23 protein-coding genes and 1 pseudogene are annotated in these 18859 nt (G+C 47.6%); 19 read left to right on the top strand and 5 right to left on the bottom strand.

What is annotated here, in order from left to right:
- Positions 1-3: 3 nt before the first annotated feature.
- The 6 genes from rsmG to zapD all read left to right on the top strand — a co-directional run bounded on the left by rsmG (position 4) and on the right by zapD (position 4150).
- Complete coding sequence (gene rsmG, locus QJT81_18485) at positions 4-582, top strand: 16S rRNA (guanine(527)-N(7))-methyltransferase RsmG (GenBank protein WGZ93753.1); 579 nt, start codon at positions 4-6, stop codon at positions 580-582.
- A gap of 15 nt (positions 583-597) precedes the next feature.
- Complete coding sequence (locus QJT81_18480) at positions 598-1395, top strand: AAA family ATPase (protein ID WGZ93752.1); 798 nt, start codon at positions 598-600, stop codon at positions 1393-1395.
- Positions 1389-2243 carry a ParB/RepB/Spo0J family partition protein gene (locus tag QJT81_18475; protein ID WGZ93751.1) on the top strand — a complete coding sequence of 285 codons (855 nt, stop codon included), beginning with the start codon at positions 1389-1391 and terminating at the stop codon, positions 2241-2243. The genes QJT81_18480 and QJT81_18475 overlap by 7 nt, the downstream gene beginning before the upstream one ends.
- An 87-nt stretch (positions 2244-2330) precedes the next feature.
- Positions 2331-2597 carry a 30S ribosomal protein S20 gene (gene rpsT / locus QJT81_18470; GenBank protein WGZ93750.1) on the top strand — a complete coding sequence of 89 codons (267 nt, stop codon included), beginning with the start codon at positions 2331-2333 and terminating at the stop codon, positions 2595-2597.
- Positions 2598-2669: 72 nt separating this feature from the next.
- Positions 2670-3269: a dephospho-CoA kinase gene (gene coaE, locus QJT81_18465; protein ID WGZ93749.1), complete on the top strand. Its 600-nt coding sequence runs from the start codon at positions 2670-2672 to the stop codon at positions 3267-3269.
- 59 nt (positions 3270-3328) lie between these two features.
- On the top strand, positions 3329-4150 hold the full coding sequence (zapD, locus tag QJT81_18460; GenBank protein WGZ93748.1) for a cell division protein ZapD: 822 nt from the start codon (positions 3329-3331) through the stop codon (positions 4148-4150).
- Between the two features lie 71 nt (positions 4151-4221).
- Here zapD and QJT81_18455 read toward each other — a convergent pair whose 3' ends face one another.
- Complete coding sequence (locus tag QJT81_18455; GenBank protein WGZ93747.1) at positions 4222-4842, bottom strand: DUF2914 domain-containing protein; 621 nt, start codon at positions 4840-4842, stop codon at positions 4222-4224.
- A 154-nt stretch (positions 4843-4996) separates the two neighbouring features.
- Here QJT81_18455 and QJT81_18450 point away from each other — a divergent pair, with 154 nt between their 5' ends.
- From QJT81_18450 to QJT81_18435, 4 genes are all read left to right on the top strand, one after another.
- Positions 4997-5245 carry an exodeoxyribonuclease VII small subunit gene (locus QJT81_18450; GenBank protein WGZ93746.1) on the top strand — a complete coding sequence of 83 codons (249 nt, stop codon included), beginning with the start codon at positions 4997-4999 and terminating at the stop codon, positions 5243-5245.
- Complete coding sequence (gene ispA, locus QJT81_18445; protein ID WGZ93745.1) at positions 5245-6138, top strand: (2E,6E)-farnesyl diphosphate synthase; 894 nt, start codon at positions 5245-5247, stop codon at positions 6136-6138. The genes QJT81_18450 and ispA overlap by 1 nt, the downstream gene beginning before the upstream one ends.
- Positions 6139-6207: 69 nt before the next feature.
- Positions 6208-8097, top strand: coding sequence for a 1-deoxy-D-xylulose-5-phosphate synthase (gene dxs / locus QJT81_18440; protein ID WGZ93744.1), 1890 nt, complete (start codon positions 6208-6210; stop codon positions 8095-8097).
- Between the two features lie 75 nt (positions 8098-8172).
- Positions 8173-8796: a DoxX family protein gene (locus tag QJT81_18435; protein ID WGZ93743.1), complete on the top strand. Its 624-nt coding sequence runs from the start codon at positions 8173-8175 to the stop codon at positions 8794-8796.
- A 66-nt stretch (positions 8797-8862) separates the two neighbouring features.
- Here the strand turns inward: QJT81_18435 and QJT81_18430 are convergent, their stop codons facing one another.
- Positions 8863-9120, bottom strand: a complete 258-nt coding sequence (locus tag QJT81_18430; protein WGZ93742.1) for a hypothetical protein — start codon at positions 9118-9120, stop codon at positions 8863-8865.
- A gap of 347 nt (positions 9121-9467) precedes the next feature.
- On the opposite strand from QJT81_18430, the gene QJT81_18425 reads away from it, so the two are divergent.
- Together QJT81_18425 and QJT81_18420 are read left to right on the top strand one after the other, a co-directional pair.
- On the top strand, positions 9468-9944 hold the full coding sequence (locus tag QJT81_18425; GenBank protein WGZ93741.1) for a DUF302 domain-containing protein: 477 nt from the start codon (positions 9468-9470) through the stop codon (positions 9942-9944).
- Positions 9941-10420, top strand: coding sequence for a DUF302 domain-containing protein (locus QJT81_18420; GenBank protein WGZ93740.1), 480 nt, complete (start codon positions 9941-9943; stop codon positions 10418-10420). Before QJT81_18425 ends, QJT81_18420 begins: the two co-directional genes overlap by 4 nt.
- A gap of 7 nt (positions 10421-10427) precedes the next feature.
- Here the strand turns inward: QJT81_18420 and QJT81_18415 are convergent, their stop codons facing one another.
- Complete coding sequence (locus QJT81_18415; GenBank protein ID WGZ93739.1) at positions 10428-11330, bottom strand: hypothetical protein; 903 nt, start codon at positions 11328-11330, stop codon at positions 10428-10430.
- A 67-nt stretch (positions 11331-11397) separates the two neighbouring features.
- On the opposite strand from QJT81_18415, the pseudogene QJT81_18410 reads away from it, so the two are divergent.
- Positions 11398-12446: pseudogene (locus QJT81_18410) on the top strand (IS630 family transposase).
- On the opposite strand, the gene QJT81_18405 reads toward QJT81_18410, so the two are convergent.
- Complete coding sequence (locus QJT81_18405; protein WGZ93738.1) at positions 12418-13317, bottom strand: hypothetical protein; 900 nt, start codon at positions 13315-13317, stop codon at positions 12418-12420. The pseudogene QJT81_18410 and the gene QJT81_18405 sit on opposite strands and share 29 nt — an antisense overlap.
- A gap of 159 nt (positions 13318-13476) precedes the next feature.
- On the opposite strand from QJT81_18405, the gene rpoH reads away from it, so the two are divergent.
- The 4 genes from rpoH (at position 13477) to QJT81_18385 (ending at position 16736) form a co-directional block, all read left to right on the top strand.
- On the top strand, positions 13477-14346 hold the full coding sequence (gene rpoH, locus QJT81_18400) for an RNA polymerase sigma factor RpoH (GenBank protein ID WGZ93737.1): 870 nt from the start codon (positions 13477-13479) through the stop codon (positions 14344-14346).
- 482 nt (positions 14347-14828) lie between these two features.
- Complete coding sequence (locus tag QJT81_18395) at positions 14829-15431, top strand: HNH endonuclease (protein WGZ93736.1); 603 nt, start codon at positions 14829-14831, stop codon at positions 15429-15431.
- 58 nt (positions 15432-15489) lie between these two features.
- On the top strand, positions 15490-16275 hold the full coding sequence (locus QJT81_18390) for a T6SS effector amidase Tae4 family protein (GenBank protein ID WGZ93735.1): 786 nt from the start codon (positions 15490-15492) through the stop codon (positions 16273-16275).
- Positions 16260-16736 carry a hypothetical protein gene (locus QJT81_18385; protein WGZ93734.1) on the top strand — a complete coding sequence of 159 codons (477 nt, stop codon included), beginning with the start codon at positions 16260-16262 and terminating at the stop codon, positions 16734-16736. The genes QJT81_18390 and QJT81_18385 overlap by 16 nt, the downstream gene beginning before the upstream one ends.
- Before the next feature lie 16 nt (positions 16737-16752).
- On the opposite strand, the gene QJT81_18380 is transcribed toward QJT81_18385, so the two are convergent.
- Positions 16753-17196, bottom strand: coding sequence for an SPOR domain-containing protein (locus tag QJT81_18380; protein WGZ93733.1), 444 nt, complete (start codon positions 17194-17196; stop codon positions 16753-16755).
- Positions 17197-17398: 202 nt separating this feature from the next.
- Here QJT81_18380 and QJT81_18375 point away from each other — a divergent pair, with 202 nt between their 5' ends.
- Both QJT81_18375 and QJT81_18370 read left to right on the top strand, forming a co-directional pair.
- Positions 17399-18229, top strand: a complete 831-nt coding sequence (locus tag QJT81_18375; protein WGZ93732.1) for a DUF3025 domain-containing protein — start codon at positions 17399-17401, stop codon at positions 18227-18229.
- A gap of 86 nt (positions 18230-18315) precedes the next feature.
- Positions 18316-18825, top strand: a complete 510-nt coding sequence (locus QJT81_18370; protein ID WGZ93731.1) for a DUF5362 family protein — start codon at positions 18316-18318, stop codon at positions 18823-18825.
- The last annotated feature ends 34 nt before the right edge of the window (positions 18826-18859 follow it).

Below are 18859 nucleotides of genomic sequence, written 5' to 3'. Positions count from 1 at the left end.
AGCATGGAGGTGGATGCGTGTGAAAAACAATTGCTCAACCGTTACCTGCAATTATTGCAACGCTGGAACAAAGTTTACAACCTGACAGCGGTACGTGATCCGGCGGAAATGCAGTCTTTACATATCGCGGATAGCCTGAGTGTTGCACCCTATTTGCGGGGTGCGACGTGCCTTGATGTGGGCAGCGGGGCAGGGTTGCCGGGGATTCCGCTGGCTATTATTCAGCCGCAGCGCCAATTCACTTTGCTGGATACCAATGGCAAGAAAACCCGTTTCATGCAACAAGCGGTGTTGGAATTGGGCTTATCCAACGTGACGGTGATCCAAACTCGTGTTGAAAGCTGGCAGCCTGTCGGGTGTTTTGACGCGATTATCAGTCGGGCTTTCGCCTCCCTACAGGATTTTGTGACCTTTACCGGTAAACATGTCTGTGAAAATGGTATCCTCTACGCGATGAAGGGGCGTTACCCTGACAGTGAACTGGCAGAATTGCCCAGCGGCTGGCAGGTCATGGCGCAGCACACCCTGCATGTACCCGGTCTGGATGCGGAACGGCATCTGTTGGAATTACAGCACGTATAAAGCGAGAATCATTTCATGACGCGAGTTATCGCCATCGCCAATCAAAAGGGCGGCGTCGGCAAAACCACGACCACTGTCAATTTAGCCGCCTCTTTAGCAGCGATGAAGCGCCGTATTTTGTTGGTGGATATAGACCCGCAAGGCAATGCCACGACTGGCTTAGGTTTGGAAAAGCACGGTCAGAAAACCACCTTGACAGATGTCTTGTTAGGCGAAGCCCATGTCACGGAGATTTTGCAAAAATTGCCTGACAGTTCCCTGCATGTGTTGCCGGGGTCGCCGGAAGTGACGGTCGCTGAAGTCAAGCTGATGAACAGCGAGCGCCGTGAATACCGCTTACGTGAAGCCTTATCGCCACTGCGCGGGGCTTACGATTACATTCTGATTGACTGCCCGCCTTCTCTCAATATGCTTACCGTGAACGCTCTCGTGGCTGCTGATGGGGTCATTATCCCGATGCAGTGTGAATACTACGCACTCGAAGGGTTAAGCGCTTTGGTCGGCACGATTGAACGTATTACCCAAACCGCCAACCCTGAATTACAAGTGATGGGCTTAGTGCGCACTATGTATGACCCCCGCAGTAATTTGGCGCGTGATGTATCCGAGCAGATTCACGCCTTCTTTCGCAACAAGGTCTACAATACCGCTATTCCACGCAATATCCGCTTGGCAGAAGCGCCCAGCCATGGTTTATCTGTGCTGGAATACGACAAAGGTTCACGAGGTGCATTGGCTTACCTTGCCTTGGCTGCTGAAATGCTGCGCAAAGATTCCAGCAAAGTAGCAGCGGATGGAGAACAGGCATGGTAAAAAAACCGGCTTTAGGGCGCGGTCTCGATATTTTGTTGAGTTCTGTGCGAGGTGAGGGAGAGCAGGCTGAGGATACCGTTCTGAAAAGACTTCCTGTAGAACGGATTCGCCCCGGTCAGTATCAACCGCGTACTCGGATGGATCCTGACGCCCTACAAGAGTTGGCTGATTCCATTAAAGCCCAAGGCTTGGTGCAGCCGGTAGTGGTGCGTAAACTGGGTGGTGGCGAATACGAGCTGATTGCAGGCGAGCGTCGCTGGCGGGCAGCACAGTTAGCGGGATTGCATGAAATTCCGGCGGTTGTGCGCGATATTCCCGATCAGTCAGCCGCTGCAATGTCGCTGATCGAAAATATTCAGCGCGAAGACCTTAATTCGCTGGAAGAGGCAACGGCTTTACGTCGCTTGATCGACGAGTTTGGTTTGACGCATCAGCAAACCGCCGAAGCCGTGGGACGTTCACGCGCAGCGGTGACCAATCTATTACGCTTGTTAGAATTACAGCCTGAAACCAAAGCGTTGGTGGATGCAGGGCAGCTTGAAATGGGACACGCTCGTGCTTTACTCGCATTGGCGGGGCAACAACAAGTGGACATTGCCCGGAAAGTTGCTGAGCGCCAACTGTCGGTGCGGGAAACGGAGCGTCTAGTTAAAAATATTCTAGAGGTAGGGCAAAAGCCAGAACCCGAATTTAAGTCATCACCTGATGTGTTGAAGTTGGAACAAACGCTAGCTGATACCCTTGGTGCTAAAGTTGCTATTCGCTACAATCGCACCGGCAAAGGTAAATTAGTCATTGAATACAATAGTCTAGATGAACTCGACGGTATTCTCGGTCATATTCAGTAAATTTTATGCTCAAGGTGTTGCTGTGACAGTGGAATCGCTGCATAATATGCGCCTTGTTTTTCGGATTGGTTTTTCGGGAGAATACCCTTGCCTAACATAGCTTCAGCTAAGAAACGTGTTCGCCAGAGCGAAGTAAGCCGTATGCATAACCGTCATATGCGCACACGTTTACGTACACAAATTAAAAATGTCCTGCGTGCGATTGACGCTGGCGACCGCGAAGCTGCTTTGTCTGCTTATCAAGCGGCTGTGCCTGTGATTGATTCCATTGCTGACAAAGGCATCATTCACAAGAACAAAGCAGCACGCCATAAAAGCCGTCTGAACGCACATATTAAAGCGCTGCAAGCCTAATCATTTGATTGGTTTTTAGTGTTGTTCAAGGCCGGTTGTATTCAACCGGCCTTTCGCGTTTGTGTGGTGTTTATGCTAAAAATTGGTTTAACGGGTGGTATTGGTTGTGGTAAATCCACAGCAGTGCAGCGTTTTCGAGAACTCGGTATTCCTGTGATCGAAGCGGATGTTATTGCCCGTGAAGTTGTAGCCGTAGGTCAACCTGCTTTGCGGGAAATTGCTAATGTCTTCGGTACACAAGCACTTCAACTTGATGGTGGACTTGATCGTGCTTGGTTGCGTCAAGCGGTTTTTAGTGACCCTGTGCGTTTACAACAACTTGAATCCATTCTTCATCCGCGCATTCGCACTGAAATACTTGCCAGAATAGCTGCTTGTACTCGCAATGCTTATGTTATCGTTGATGTACCCCTATTGTTTGAAAAGGGCTATACTCAACTTTTCGAGCGTATTTTGGTAATTGATTGCTTGCCAGAGCAGCAGCATGTTCGTGTTCAGCAGCGTGATGGCAGTGATGATAGTGTGATCACGTCTATCATGCAATCGCAAATTGGGCGTGAGGCACGTTTGCAGCAAGCTCATGACATTATTAGCAATACTTCATCAATTACTGATTTTTATGAAAAAATTGATAATTTAAATTTTAAATACATGAAATTGTCAGATGCTTAGTTGCTTGTTCTGTTGGCTTTTTGATATAAAGACGACTCAACAGGGCTTTTAAGTGTTTTATGATGATTTATGCACAACCGCTGAGTGACGGTATCCGTCGAATTTCTGAGCCACACATGATTGGTTATGAGCAACCGCTAAACGAAAAGATTCGCCTATTTATGCGATTGGAATTGCTAATGGGGCGATTTCAATACCATATTTCCACTGATCCTAAACCTGAAGATACGGTAGCGGCTTTGCATTTGTTGCTGGATCTTTATAACTTGTCTGCCCGCCTTGATGTCAAAAGTGAAATTCTCAAAGAAATTGACCGGATGGGGCAGTCAGCACGTTTATTGTTGCGCAAGGAAGAGGCGGATGCTACCCGTCTTGATGCTGTGTTGGAAAAGCTCAATTACCATAGCGATGTGCTGTATCAACAGCGGGGGCAGTTGGGACAGCATTTAAAAAATCATATGTTCTTCAATAGCTTGCGCCAACGTTCCACGTTGCCAGGTGGGCTTAATGGTTTTGATATTCCACTCTTTCATTACTGGCAAGAGCAAGCGATTCATGTGCGGGTCGATGATTTGCGCGAATGGATCGAACCGTATGTAACGGCTAATGCAGCAGCCCGTGACTTGCTGAATATCGTGCGTGATTTCGGTGAGCGTCAGGATGAATTGGCTAAGGAAGGTTTCTACCAGTCGATGTTAGAAGCACGAAAGCCTTATCAGATGATGCGGGTTGAATTGCCTGATAATGTTGATTATTACCCTGAAATCAGTGCAGGTAAGCAGCGTTTTACCCTGCGTTTCGTGAATGCTGATATGTTGGCAGAGCGGGGTAAGCAGAATCAAAAGGATGTACCTTTCACATTAGTGTTGTGTTCTTTCTGAGCGTTGTGCGGTGAAAATTAGGTAATGGCAGGCGGGCTTTTTGGCCCGCTTGCCGTTTCTGGTTGTTACGTTTAACGTGTTAGCGTATCCCAGATCGCTTGTGAGTTTTTTTCTGGTGTGGCGGCGTCCTTTGGTGTCTCAATAGCCGGTGTTGTTACATTGGGTGGTGGAGAGGTAGGTAACGCGGCGGCAGGGGCTGGTACAGGAGTGGGGGTGGGTTCGCTTGGTGTGATCGGGTCAACGATTAACGTGTCTTGCCGTAAAGTTGAACCGTCGTCATTAAGGACTGTAACTGTCCATGTCCCCGGTAGGGTGGGGGGGATCGTTTTGTTGGAGTGTACTCGCCAGCGTTGCCCGCCTACAGGAAATTGCAAGCCTAGTTGGAATGTACCATCTTTTTCCCAACGATGGGTGATGACACGACCTTGTAATCCAACCAGTTCTGTAAAGTAATACACGGTTTGTCCAGCACTAATGCGCGTTACTGCATTAGCGGGTTCACGGGCGCTAATGTTGGTGGTAAACGTGGCACGTGCTACTTGCGGTTGCGGTGCAACGCTTGGTGCTGGAGGAGCTGCTGCTGGTATGGTGGTGGGGTGTGAGATAATCGGCGCTTCTTCTGCCCAACTGATCGGGTTAATTACCCCTGTTAGCATCAGGAAGGCTGTTGTTTTCATGCAGTTGTTCAACATGGTTTTGCTCTCTTAAAATTAGAATATTATAATATTCATGAAAAAGAGTTTACTGTATTTGCAGTACGTTCTCCAAAGAATACGCTGTCTAGGCTTGCCCCTTGCGACAACTTACGCTTTACTATCTTAATTTATATGCATAGGCAGGATAAACATGCCGAGAAAACAGGCTGAAGCTAGCCAGGCACAACCGGATTTTGAGACGGCAATGACTGAACTAGAGACCTTGGTGCAACGTATGGAAGGCGGTGAGCTATCGCTGGAAGATTCCCTTAAAGAATTTGAACGCGGGGTGAAGTTGACTCGGTTGTGTCAAGAGGCGCTTAAAATCGCTGAGCAGCGTGTTAAGTTGTTGAGTGCTGATGGGCAGGAAAGCGATTTTCCGCAACAGGGGGACGCTTGATGCTGAATGTGCATACTCGTCTACAAGCTTGGCAAGCGCGTATTGAATCTGTGTTGGAAGAGGTGTTGCCGTCTGCCACTACTCATCCAGCCATGTTGCATGAAGCCATGCGCTATTCGGTGTTGAATGGCGGTAAGCGGATGCGCCCATTGTTGGTCTATGCTACCGGTGATGCGCTGGGAATTACGCCTGAACATCTGGATATTCCTGCTGCGGCACTTGAGCTGATTCATGTGTATTCATTAGTGCATGACGATTTGCCTGCAATGGATGACGATGATTTGCGCAGAGGCAAGCCCACCTGCCACAAAGCCTTTGATGAGCCGACGGCGATTTTGGTGGGAGATGCTTTGCAGGCGTTAGCATTTCAGTTATTAGCTGCTCATCCGCGTATGACGGCTTCACCCGCGCAACGTTTGCGCATGATGGAATTGTTGGGGCAGGCGGCTGGTTCTCGCGGTATGGTGGGGGGGCAGGCAATTGATTTGGCAGCAGTTGGACAAACATTGACTGAAGTTGAGTTGGAAAACATGCACATCCACAAAACGGGCGCATTGATTCGTGCTAGTGTGTTGTTAGCCGCGTATAGTGTGGATGTATTGGATGTCCAACATTTGCAACAACTCGATCATTTTGCCAAGTGCATCGGGCTGGCATTCCAAGTGCAAGACGATATTTTGGATGTGGAAAGCGATACCCAAACATTGGGTAAAACCCGTGGTGCGGATGAGGCGGCCGGTAAGCCGACTTACCCTTCTATTATCGGTTTGTCGGCTTCTAAAATGAAACTACAGGATTTGTATGACGAAGCACTGGAAGCTTTGGTATCCTTCGGCGACTCTGCCCATTTGTTGCGTGAAATTGCCGAGTTCACGGTTAAGCGTATACGATAAATATCAATAGTAAGATCAAAACCCACCACAATGCCATATTTACGGTTTGACGATTAGGGGTTAGCCAACGTGCTTAATACGATTTATTCTCCTGCCGAGTTACGTCGCCTGGAACTTGAGCAACTGCCAGCAGTATGTGCTCAAGTGCGCGAGTTTTTGCTGAATTCTGTGTCGACAGGCGGCGGGCACTTTTCTTCCAATTTAGGTACGGTCGAATTGACGGTAGCCTTGCATTATGCTTTTGATACACCGAAGGATAAGCTGGTGTGGGATGTCGGTCATCAGGCTTACCCGCATAAAATCCTCACGGGGCGACGTGAGCAGATGAGCAGCATTCGTCAGAAAGAGGGGTTAGCCGGTTTCCCTAAACGCAGTGAAAGTGAATACGATACGTTTGGTGTAGGGCATTCCAGCACGTCGATCAGTGCGGCGTTGGGGATGGCGTTAGCCGCACAGCACAAAGGCGAGGATTACCATTCGATTGCGATTATCGGCGATGGTGCTTTGACGGCGGGGATGGCGTATGAAGCCTTGAATCATACGGGTGATGTAGACGCTAACCTGATCGTGATTCTTAATGATAATGAAATGTCGATTTCACCTAATGTGGGTGCTTTGCGTAAATACCTGACGCGTTTATTATCGGGGCGGATGTATTCCACTATGCGTGAAAGTGGTAAAAAAGCGTTATCACACAGCAAATCCCTTTCCAAACTGGCGAAACTGACCGAAGAACACATGAAGGGCATGGTGTTGCCGGGGACGTTGTTTGAGGAGATGGGCTTCAAATACTATGGCCCTATTGATGGGCATGATGTTGAAGAGTTGGTACGGGTGCTGCAAAATCTCAAAAGCATCAAAGGTCCACGCTTGTTGCATGTACTGACCCAAAAAGGTAAAGGCTACGAGCCAGCCGAGGAAGACCCTTGTACCTATCATGGCGTTGTCCCCTTCAATTTGAAAACGGGTCTGGTCGCCAACGCGAAAAAATCCACACCGACTTATACGCAAGTGTTTGGGCAATGGTTGTGTGATATGGCAGAGCAGGATCAGCGTTTGGTGGGGATTACCCCTGCGATGCGTGAAGGTTCGGGTTTGGTGGCATTTTCAGAACGTTTTCCTGAGCGTTATTTCGACGTCGGTATTGCTGAACAACACGCTGTCACACTGGCGGCGGGTTTGGCGTGTGAAGGCTTAAAGCCGGTGGTAGCCATTTATTCGACCTTTTTGCAACGGGCGTATGATCAATTAATACACGATGTGGCGATTCAGAACTTGCCGGTGGTATTTGCGATTGATCGTGCCGGTTTGGTGGGGGCGGATGGCCCGACGCATTCGGGGAATTACGATTTGTCTTTCTTGCGCTGTATTCCGAACATGGTGGTGATGGCTCCCGCCGATGAAAATGAATGCCGCCAGATGTTGTATACGGCATTTCAGATGAATTGCCCAACGGCAGTACGTTACCCGCGTGGCAAAGGGATGGGTATTGAACCCCAAACGGAGATGCAAGCGATTCCTTTAGGCAAAGCGGTAAAGTTACGCACCGGTCAGGCGGTTGCCATTGTGTTGTTTGGTTCGTTATTGCCTGAAGCGCAAGCCGCTGCCGCAGATCTGAATGCAACACTGGTCAATATGCGTTTCGTCAAGCCGTTGGATAAAGCGATGCTGAAAGAGTTGGCGCAATCCCACGAACTTTTGGTGACGTTGGAAGACAATGCTGTTATGGGCGGGGCTGGCAGTGCGGTGAACGAATACTTGCACGAAGCGGGATTAAGCGTGGAGGTGTTGAATCTGGGGTTGCCGGATAGTTATATCGACCATGCCCAACGTGAAGAGCAACTGGCTAGTTGTGGTTTAGATGCCAAGGGTATCGTGCAACGGGTTAAAGCCGGGTATGGTGGGCGGATTCGCATTGGCGTAACCTTATATCCTGTGCCACAATACAACACAAACTGATGTGTCAGAAATCGACTATAATCCCCTGAAAAGTTTGATTTCACCCGTATTTCCCAATTCCTGAGGAGTTGTTTCATGAAGTTTCTTGTTGGCTTTTTCAGCCTCGAATGGATGCGTATCTTTGATTTTATTGCACCGCTTGCGATCCGCCTGTTTCTTGCGCCGATGTTTTGGGTATCTGGCGTGAAGCATTTAGGACTGTTTTCCAGTTCTGATTTTGTGATTTATAACCCGTTAACTTGGGTTAATACGGAAGCTTTTCAGCAAAGTGTTGCCGCGATGAGCAATACGGTGCTTTCTGGAATGGGTGCTGAAACGCTGCTGATTTTGCTTGGTACGATTGAAATTGTAGCGGCGATTCTGTTGGTTTTAGGTTTCGCAGTGCGTTGGGTGGTGTTGGCGTTAATGTTTGTGGTTGTCGTACTCGGTTTAATGGCAATGGGCGAAGCGGGTTTCCTCACCACTATGCAGCAGTTAGTCATGAGCCATGGCTATACCACTATGGTGAATAACCAGACAGAAGTCTATTTGGTCTATTTCGTGCTGTTGCTGGCACTATTTTTCATGGGAGCCGGGCGTTGGGTGAGTTTAGACTGGTTCATTTACCGTGGTTTCATGAAACGTATTGACAGTAAAACCGCGCATCATGACCCTTTTGAAATTGATGCAACTGACGAACTAGGTATCAGCAAGCTGTAATACGGTCGTTTGATTGTGGTGCGAAGAAGGCTGCCATTGGCGGCCTTCTTGCTTTAGGGCTATCGCTTAACGGATTTCGCCACGTTCGCGCCTGGCTTTTACTTTTTCATCATTGCGTTTCATCAGTTGCAGTGTCAGGTAAATTTTTGCTGGAATTGATAAAAACAAGCCACCTGCAATCAAGCCTGCCACGAGTGCGATACCTTGTATGCCATACCCCGTCACAATGTCGGTGAAAATAACCAGCCCGACGCCCACCGCTGCAATGCCTAACCCTACAATAATGAGTGTATACATAAGGCGGGTGAGAGATGTTTCATTCATGAGCGCTTACCTTGTGGGTATGTGGTGGAATTGTTTCATTATCCCCCTCCATGAAATTCAGGGTAATTGATGTTTATCAATCTGCCAGTGCTTAAGCCTAATATACTGACCCACATCAATTGAGCAGGAGGATGGCTCAGTTAAACTGGTGGCTGCAAACGTCACAGCCTTGGCAAAGCTTTTTAATAACCATCAATTGGATGAGGTGTTTGCGCATATCAAGGCGAGCTACGACACCATTCTGGATGAAGTGACCTTTTGATTAAAAAATATACTATTGCTTGAAGTTAAATAAATTTGCCAATATATTAGAAAAATCTAATATTTATTGGTAATGGGCTATTACAATGAAACGCTTAAAAAAGTTAATGCTGATGAGTGTGTTGTGGTTGGCAACGACCATGACTGCAACGGGTGCTGAGCACGGCAATAACCTTAAACTAACCTTGGTGTATGACTCACCGTATGGGTTTGACGAGACATTGGAATCCCTGCGCAATACGATTCATGCCCACAACTTTCGGGTATTTCCTGATCGTTATCTTGAGGAGGGCTTAGTGGATGAATTTTCAGTGAATACACGCCAGGTTAGTGTACGTTTTTGTAATTTCAGCGACCTATACGCCGCGATTCAGATTGAGCCACAGGTGGGGGTTGTGTTGCCTTGTACCATCACGGTGATAGAAGGTGAGGATGGTAAAGTCCAACTGTTAACGGGCAATGTGCAAGCCATGTTGACATTGTTTGACAACCCTGAGCTGACAGCAGCCTTCCAGGATCTGGAGCAGAAATATCAGGCAATTATTGACGAGGTGACGTTATGAATCGCTTAACCATGGGAGTATGGGGAGCATTGTTGGCATGGATGCTGGCAGTACCCGTACAGGCAGATGAGAAATTGCTAACAGTACGTTCTCCGCAAGCGTTTGACCTTGCGTTGGAACAAGTGCAAGAGGTTTTGAGAAAACATAACTTTACTGTTGCGCATATCCAGAAATGTGACGGCGGTTTACAGGATATGGGCTATACCACGGATAACTACAAAATAGTCTTTTTCGGGCGTTTGGAAGAAGTGCGTGAGTTAAGCAAGACACACCCGGAATTAGTCCCTTTGTTTCCTTTTAAACTAGCCGTGTATGCAGAAGGCAAAGATACGCTATTTTCCGTGTTGAATCCCGCTGAACTCGCCCCGTTGTTGAATGCGGATAAAGCATTGGCTGAACAGCTTGTTGCTTGGGAACGGGATTTTCGTGCTGTCCTGAATGACATGCAGATTGTTCAGGTTGCACAAGTTCACTAAATTTTGTTTAGGCAGTTGCGCTATATATGCGCAACTGTTGCCCCAGTTTTTGCAGCAATGCATCCCGCTGTTGTAACGCTTTTTCCTTGTGCAGTAGTTGCTGATTGAGCTGAGCAATGATGGTGTCTTTTAGATTTATCACTTTATCGCGTTGTTCCAGTTTAAGTTCCCACGCATGATTATCCCTGTTGTATGCTTGGTATTGGGTCGCCATTACCGTCAGTGTGTCGATCTGGTCTAGTAGGCTATTCTCTTGGGTGTGTTGTTTTTCAGTGAGTTCACTCAATGCGGCGATATGTTGCAGCAGTAAGTTTTCACGGTTGGCATGTTGCGCTTCGCGTTGTTGTAGTTCGGCTTCACGCTCGCGTAGGCGTTGTTCGCGTTCATGCAGTAAGGTGTGTTGTTCTAAGACATGCTGATCTTTGGCTTGTAGGGTTTTGTCGCGTTCGCCAATTTGTTGGGTAATGTCTTGTTGCTGGTGTTCTAAGCGTTGGATGAACTGGTCTTTTTCTATCAGTAAGGTGTCTTTGTGTTGAACAAGATTAGCGTATTCAGCAAGGTGTTTTTCCTTGTTCAGTAAGGCAGCCTCCAGTTCTGCAACACGTTGGTGGTGGGTGTCGATGTGCTGTTGCTGTTCTAGTAAGCGTTGTTCTAACGTACTGAGGTGCGCTTGCAGTGTTTGGATCGACTGATCACGTTGCTGGATTTCTTTGTCACGTTCTTGAAGTTGTAAAAATTGTGCCGCGATTTGTTCATCGCGCCGTTGCAGATGGTGTTCTCGTTCACCTATTGTTTGATCACGCAGAGCAAGGTGTTGGTCTTTTTCAAGCACTTGATTGCCTTGTTGGAGCAGCAGTTGTTCACGCTCTTGGGCAATGCGTTCTTTTTCGTGTATACCAGTCCGTGCCATAAAATAGTTTTTTTGATCAGGGAAATATGGTTAGATGACTGGTAACAAAAGCAGCCATGAGTAATGTATGACATTAAAAATCACTTTCACTGAGGATGAGATAGCGGAGCTGTTCTACTGGAAGGAGCGCCATCCTCATCCCAGAGTCCGTAAGAAAATGTCCGTGCTGTACCTGAAATCCCAACAGTTGACGCATAAGGAAATCAAACGATTGGAAAGGATTACAGAAGCCACGCTGCTTGCCTACCTAAACGCCTACCTACAACCTAACGGTTTAGAAGCTCTTAAAGAAATACGATTCAATAAACCACAGAGTGATTTGATGGCATATAAAGACAAGATTGAAGCCTATTTTCGTGAATATCCCCCCGCAACCAGCAAGGCGGCAGCCGCTAAGATTGAGGAGCTGACAGGCATCAAACGCAGTGAGGACAGGGTACGTGTCTTTATGAAGAAAATAGGGATGGACATCCATAAAGTGGGGATGATACCCGCCAAAGCTGATGTGGAAGCACAAGAAAAGTTCCTGGAAAATGAACTAAAACCGCGCATTCAGGAGGCTAAGGAGGGCAAACGCGCCCTTTTTTTGTCGATGCCGCCCACTTCGTGTTAGCACCGTTTCTGGGGTTTTTGTGGTCATTTTCCCGCGTATTCATCAAAGCCCCCTGTGGTCGACAACGCTACAACGTATTGGGCGCACTCAATGCGATAACGCTACAACTCATCACGATCACTAACGACTCCTATATCAACGCTAACAGCGTGTGTGAATTATTGGAAAAAATTGCAGCGTTAGCACTCAAAATACCGATCACTTTGGTCTTGGATAATGCCAAGTATCAACGCTGTGAAGCCGTGTTTGCCTGTGCGAAAAGGCTCAATATTGAACTATTATTTTTACCGACCTATTCACCCAACCTCAATCTGATTGAACGGTTGTGGAAGTTCGTCAAGAAAAAATGCTTGTACTCGAAATACTATGATAAGTTTCCCGCTTTCAAGGAGGCCATCACCAACTGTCTCGACAAGCTGGATACCGATCACAAGAAAGAACTGACCCAGTTGATGACAACAAATTTTCAAACCTTTAAAAATGTTCAGGTCTTGACGCTGTAAGGTATAGTAGGCGGGTTTGCTCCGCGAGTTGTTCATTGCGTAAACTGATCTGGTCGACTTTGCGCCGCACGAGGCTGTCACGTTGGTGAATTTGTTGATCTTTTTCGAAGATCAAATCATCGCGGCGTTGCAATAAGCGATCGAAATCACGTAGGCGATAATCACGCTGTTGGATGTGTTGATCACGTTCTTTGAGATGGCGATCACGTTCGGATAATTGACGGTTGCGTTCGCTTAACAGTTGTTCTTGGGCGTAAATGCGTTGTTGATGGTCACGTATCCAGCGGTTAAGCTCTTCAAGTTGCTGGCTGAGTTCTTGAATGTTGGTATCGCGTTTGCTGATTTGTTTGTCGCGATTGTCGATTTCACGGTCACGCTTGCCGATATGATTGTCTTTCTCTTCCAGGCGGCGGTTACGAATGTGGATCTGATCTTCGCGTTCTAGAATGTACTTTTCTTTTTGACTGGCGAGTTGTTCGATTTCACGTGAGCGAGTTCCTAACTCACGGATGATTTGGTCACGTTCGTGAATAACAGCTTCTTTTTGTTGAATAACAGCGTCACGTTGCGCTATTTGCTGCTCGCGTTCTAAGACGTTTTGTTGATTGCTCAGTAACAGTTGCTCTTTGTCGGTGAGTAATTGCTCTTTCCGCTCCATGTGTTGGTCGCGTTCCCGTAATGACTGCTCAATAGCGTCAATGAGCTGCTCTTTGCTATGCAGTGCATCATGAAGGCTTTGTAGTTTGGCTTCGCTTTGTTGTAAACGCTCGCAAGCATCACGCCATCGGTCTATCAGGGTTTGCCGGTCGCTAGCGGTTAAAAAGCGATTGCCTTCAATTTTCTCGATAAGAGTCTGTTCTTCACGATTCATTGTTATAATATTCTGCTTATCTGTTTATGCGCTATCATAAAGCATAATGGGTTAAAAATAACGTGGCATGAACCAGACTAAAACCGCAACCAAACAGGTTATTAGCACTCTAAGGATAAGAGTGCTAAAATGATGCCAGAATTAATGAGGAGATCACGCATGACTTACGCAATGATGCTTAGAGGACAGACCCTCCCCGTTCCTGTTGGAAATTTGGAGAGTTACATTCATGCGATCCATGCCATTCCTGTGTTGGAAACAGAAGAAGAGCGTGGTTTAGCAGAACGCCTGAAATATGCAGAAGATTTAGAAGCAGCCCGTCAGTTGATTCTCCACAATTTACGCTTTGTGGTGAAGGTGGCGCGTGGCTATAGTGGTTATGGTTTGCCCTTAGGTGATTTAATTCAAGAGGGTAATGTAGGGTTGATGAAAGCGGTAAAACGCTTTGATCCTGATATGAATGTGCGTTTGATTTCTTTCGCGGTTCACTGGATTCGGGCGGAAATTCACGAGTTCATCCTGCGTAACTGGAAAATTGTCAAAGTAGCAACGACGAAGGCGCAACGTAAATTATTCTTCAACTTACGCAGTGGCAAAAAGCGTTTGGGGTGGCTAAATCAGGAAGAAGCGCAGTCGATGGCTGATGATTTAGGCGTCAGTACGGCTGAAGTGCTAGAAATGGAAAAACGCATGAGTGCGCATGACATATCATTTGATCTCAGTATCGACCAAGACGAGGATGACACCACCAATTTCTCACCTAGCCAATATTTAGTGGCAGAGTCTGCTGATCCGGCAGAAATGTTGGAAGCGGAAGAATGGGACACTTATACTCGTGGGCGTTTCCAAACGGCGCTGGCTAATTTAGATGCCCGTAGCCGTGATATTCTGGCGAGTCGTTGGTTGGCTGAAGAAAAAGCAACGTTGCATGACTTGGCAGAAAAATACAATGTGTCTGCAGAGCGGATTCGCCAACTCGAAAATGCAGCGGTAAGTAAACTGCGCTTGGCTGTAGTGGAAGCCGCATAAAAAAGGCCGCGTGAGCGGCCTTTTTTATTTGCATGATGCTTAACCAAGAAGAGCAACTGACAAGAAGCTAAACCACGCGAAAGCAATCAGACCAACAACAATCAGCATCGGAATGCCAAAATCCCAGCTAAACATATCCACATACCTCTAAAATACTTATGTGTATAAGAGGATAAAGGAATAGCATCTCCCTGACAAGATCAGGAAGTGTTACTGTAAGCTAAGAGAATCTAGCCAGAGAAAACCACCGAAAAGAAGCTGAACCATGCGAACAGGATCAGTGCAATCACAATCGCTGCGGGCAGGCCATAATCAAAACTAAACATGCTGGTCTCCTTTCGGGTATCTTCAAAGTAATCAATGCGTGCAGTGTGCCTGAAGTGCGGCTGTTGAAACTTGACATGGCTCAATGATTTCAGCAGGTGATGACAACTTCATGAAAAATATGATGAATACTTGATTTATGTCAGGAATCTGCAATCATGCTGCACATGATCAGCTTGAACCAGCTAATTCTGCGGACGGATGTCAGTGGGATGCCGTTGGAATGGATTCATTTCCAAACGGCAGTCAAACTTTATTACACTGAGCAAGTGGCTTACACCTGCGGGACTCCCATTCTCTCCATTCGCGGGGGGGTTAACGCCATCACCGGGCAACGTAGCCGCATCGAACTCCATTCCATTATCGCGACGCTAGGCAGCAAACAGCAGTTGCATCAGGATTATGTCCCCCCCCTCAGTAACCCGTTGTTGTTTCGGCGTGATAACCACATTTGCTTGTATTGTGGTCAACATTTTCAAGAAAAAGACTTATCCCGTGACCATGTACATCCTTTGGTACATGGGGGGCCTGACCGTTGGACGAATGTAGTTACCGCTTGTAAACTGTGTAATAGCCGCAAAGGTGGGCGAACCCCAGAACAGGCGCACATGCCCTTGTTGGCTATTCCTTTTCAGCCAACGTATGCAGAATATGTTTTCTTGCAAGGGCGCAATATTCTGGCTGACCAGATGGAGTTTTTGAGTGCGCATTTTCCACGTAGCAGTAAGTTACGGGAACGTAGGCAGTTGACAGGATTTTAGTCGGGCTAATACGGGGATTTTTGCCTATAGTCATAGCACGTTTACCAAGGAGTGTCTCATGCCTGAGTCAAATTCGTTCTGGAACTGGTTGCTGTCGTTATTGCGGTGGCGTCGCTCAACGCCAGCAGCTCCCGCCAGTCATTCAGTACCGGCAGCCGTTTCCCCCGTTAATCCAGCGCCGGTTGCTGCTCCTGCACTGCCAACAACTGAACCAGAACGTGCGGCTATTGTGGAAGAGTTGCGGGATGCACCTTCATTGCCGCCCCCCCCGCCAGCGTTTGTGCCGTTAGGGGATACGCATCCGCCTGCTGACAGTGATGTGGAAACGCCGGTACAAACATTGCCAGCGGAAGGACCAAATTTAGGTTTTCGCATCCTTTGGAATAATCATCCGACGGTTGAAACGGGAGAGACCTTTCCCTGCCGTGATGCCGATGGCAATCCACATTTTGGTAATCAGTGCGCCATTTTAATGGGAACGTGTTTGTTGCGTAGTAACTTGCTGCAAGGTTATGACAAAACAACCTGTTGGTATCGGGGGCATAAGGGACACACCTTGCGAGCGCGTGAAGTAGCCGAGTGGATGCGCCGCAATCCGGGGCGCTTTGGAACCGTGGAAATTCGCAGCAATGTGTCGTGGGGAGCCTTCAAAGGACGTACTGGCTTTGTGTGTTTTCACAATTTTTGGGGGGTAGGCAACCAAGGTGATCATATCGACCTGTGGGATGGCACGGGTATTCTGATGCGTGAAAAAAATCCGGGTTGGGAAGGGCCTGCGTTAGCTGATGGGTCGCTGGATTACTTCGAGCGTTCGGAGGAGGTGTGGTTTTGGCCGGTTCATTAAGTTATGTGAGTATAACCCTGTTAGTGTTGTTGCTAACGGCTTGTGAATCTGACCAGTCTTCAGCAACGCAAACGTTGGTATTGCCTGAGCGTCTTGCCACGCCACATGTTACCGATCAAATGCAGGTGGCGGGTTTAGCTTTAGTGTTACGTGATGAAGGGGGGGGCTGTCGGTTGCAGGTAGGAAAAACAGAACCCCAGCTTTGGCTCAAGCCGATGGCGCCTTGTTATTTCATAAAATCACCGGGTTCAGCGCAAGCCCAAGTCTATCGGCATGATAAAACCACGTCAGTCGTGGCGGTGGTGGGAACGCCCGTTAAAGGCAACCGTTGTGGTCAGGAAGTTCAGGGTGTGGTTATTAAAGGTGGGGTGGTAACGCCTTCTGCTTATGTGATGCAGGGGAGTGTCCACTGTGCTGATCAGGGCTTACAAAACTTCCAGTACGAATTGTTTGCCAGATAATAAATGATGATTAGGTTTAGTCGCCTTCCACAATAAAACTCGCGCCAAAATTGTTGGGGTAACGTTTGCGAATTTTTGCTTGTAAGTTTTCAGCTTGTTTGTGCGACGTAAAAGCACCTACTCTGAGTTTGAACATTAGCCCACGCGGCGTATTCAGGCTGACCAGATAAGCATCATAGCCATCTGCGGCGAGAGCATCACGCCAGCCATACAATTGTCTTGAATCATAACCAGCCGCCACCTGTACGGTATAACGATTGGTCGTGTATTTTGTGTCCTCACGCTGTTGCGTAACGGGTTCAGCCCTGCGTTGCTGTGCTTGAATGTAGTTATTCGTTGATTCCCATAAGTTGTCGCTGTTATTGCTGGTACTCCCACCAAAATTCAAGCCTGATAAGTCAGGTCGGTAATTAATAAAAGGTAGTTTACCTGCTTTGTACATGACAACGAGGCTAACCACGCCTACCACCAATATCAATGAGTGAATCAGCTTAAATACAAAGCCGTGTTGTTTGCCAAGGGAACTTGATGACACATTGCTTGAATACTTCACTCCAACCTCTTTCGGCATATTGCTGCCCTATGACTATAGACAAAAAGACGCGGATAAGGGAGGCACAGTTGCGCTAAAATTCACGGTTTATGTTATTAGCGGATACAGGATGAAGCCTGACCTTTGGAATCCTGCTTTTGAGAGTTTGCACCCGTGTTTCCAGCAGTTGCGGAATCGTGACGGTTGGTCGAACCTGGAAAACTGGCCTGACTGTGAATATTTAAACCTTTTATTGCCTGCTGATCTTTGTGCACAATCGGGTTTGCCGGTGCATTTTGTACCGCAAGACCATACCTTGCCGTTTCCTGAGTTGTACTACGAGGAGCGAATTTTTCAGCATGGCATGGTGGCCACTCGCGCTAATTGGCACGATTGTTTTAATGCTTTAATGTGGAGCTTGTTTCCACAAACCAAGGTGATGATTAATGCCTTACACGCTGCTGACATAGTGCGGTATGGCAAACCGCGTACCCCGCAGCGCGATGCGTTAACTGTATTGGATGAGAGTGGTGTGATCATTGTCGCCAGTCGTCGTGAGCATTTGCAGCAAGTCGTGGATTTCGCGTGGGAGGCTTTGTTTTGGCAGGAACGTGCTGCGTGGGGGCGTGAAATTGACTGTTTCATGATCGGTCATGCCACTTTGGAGAAGATGCTGACACCTTATGTCGGGATGACAGCTCATGCCTTATTGGTGCAAGTGGAGCCTGACTTTTTCTTGCGATCATTGGCGCAGCAACACGCTTATTTGGATCAGGTGGTGGTAAACCTGTTGCAGGAGGGGGGCTTGTCTTCCACTGCTAGCTTAAATCCTTTCCCGCTGTTGGGTGTACCGAGGTGGTGGGCTAATGAAACCGTGGATTTTTATCAAAACAAAGACTATTTCCGCGCTAAAAATCGGGAGCGGATGGTACGCATTCTTACGTCGATTATGTCTGATTAATGCCCGCTGCACTTTATCCAGTAAAGTATGTGTTCAGTCTAGTTTGGTGCTAGATTGGCTATTTTTTACAACAAAAGGAAAAGACGATGAGTGTTCAAGAAGCTTTTGCAACCCCGCGTGCGGCTGTCCGTGATGTGGCGGGTGGAACGGGTGTCATGACTGACCAGATTATCAGTGCGATGCAGAAAACCCGTCCATGGGTGTTATTCTTGGCTATTTTGGGATTTATTGGCACGGCATTTACGGTATTAGCAGCGGTTCCCATGATGATGGGGGGAGCCATGATGGGCAATATGGAGGGTGTCGATGCTGACATTGCGCCGTTTGGCAGCGGTATGATGATCGGTATGGGCGTTTTGTATTTAGTCATTGGGGTTATTTACTTCATGGCCTCGTTGTATCTGTTGCGCTATGCCAGCGCGATTAAACGTCTGACGAGTTCATTGAGCGTCGCTGATTTGGAAACAGCGCTGAGCCAACAAGCCAGTTTTTGGAAGTTGATCGGTATTTTGGCCTTGGTTTCCATCGTGCTGATGGTTGTCGCGCTGGTTGCGGGTATCGGTGGTGCAATGATTGTGGGCAATAGTGGTATCTAAACGGTAGTCATTTTTCGACCGTTTGGGGGGAAAC

The organism is Candidatus Thiothrix putei (assembly GCA_029972225.1).
Taxonomy (GTDB): domain Bacteria; phylum Pseudomonadota; class Gammaproteobacteria; order Thiotrichales; family Thiotrichaceae; genus Thiothrix; species Thiothrix putei.
This window is presented reverse-complemented; position numbering and strand designations above follow the sequence as displayed.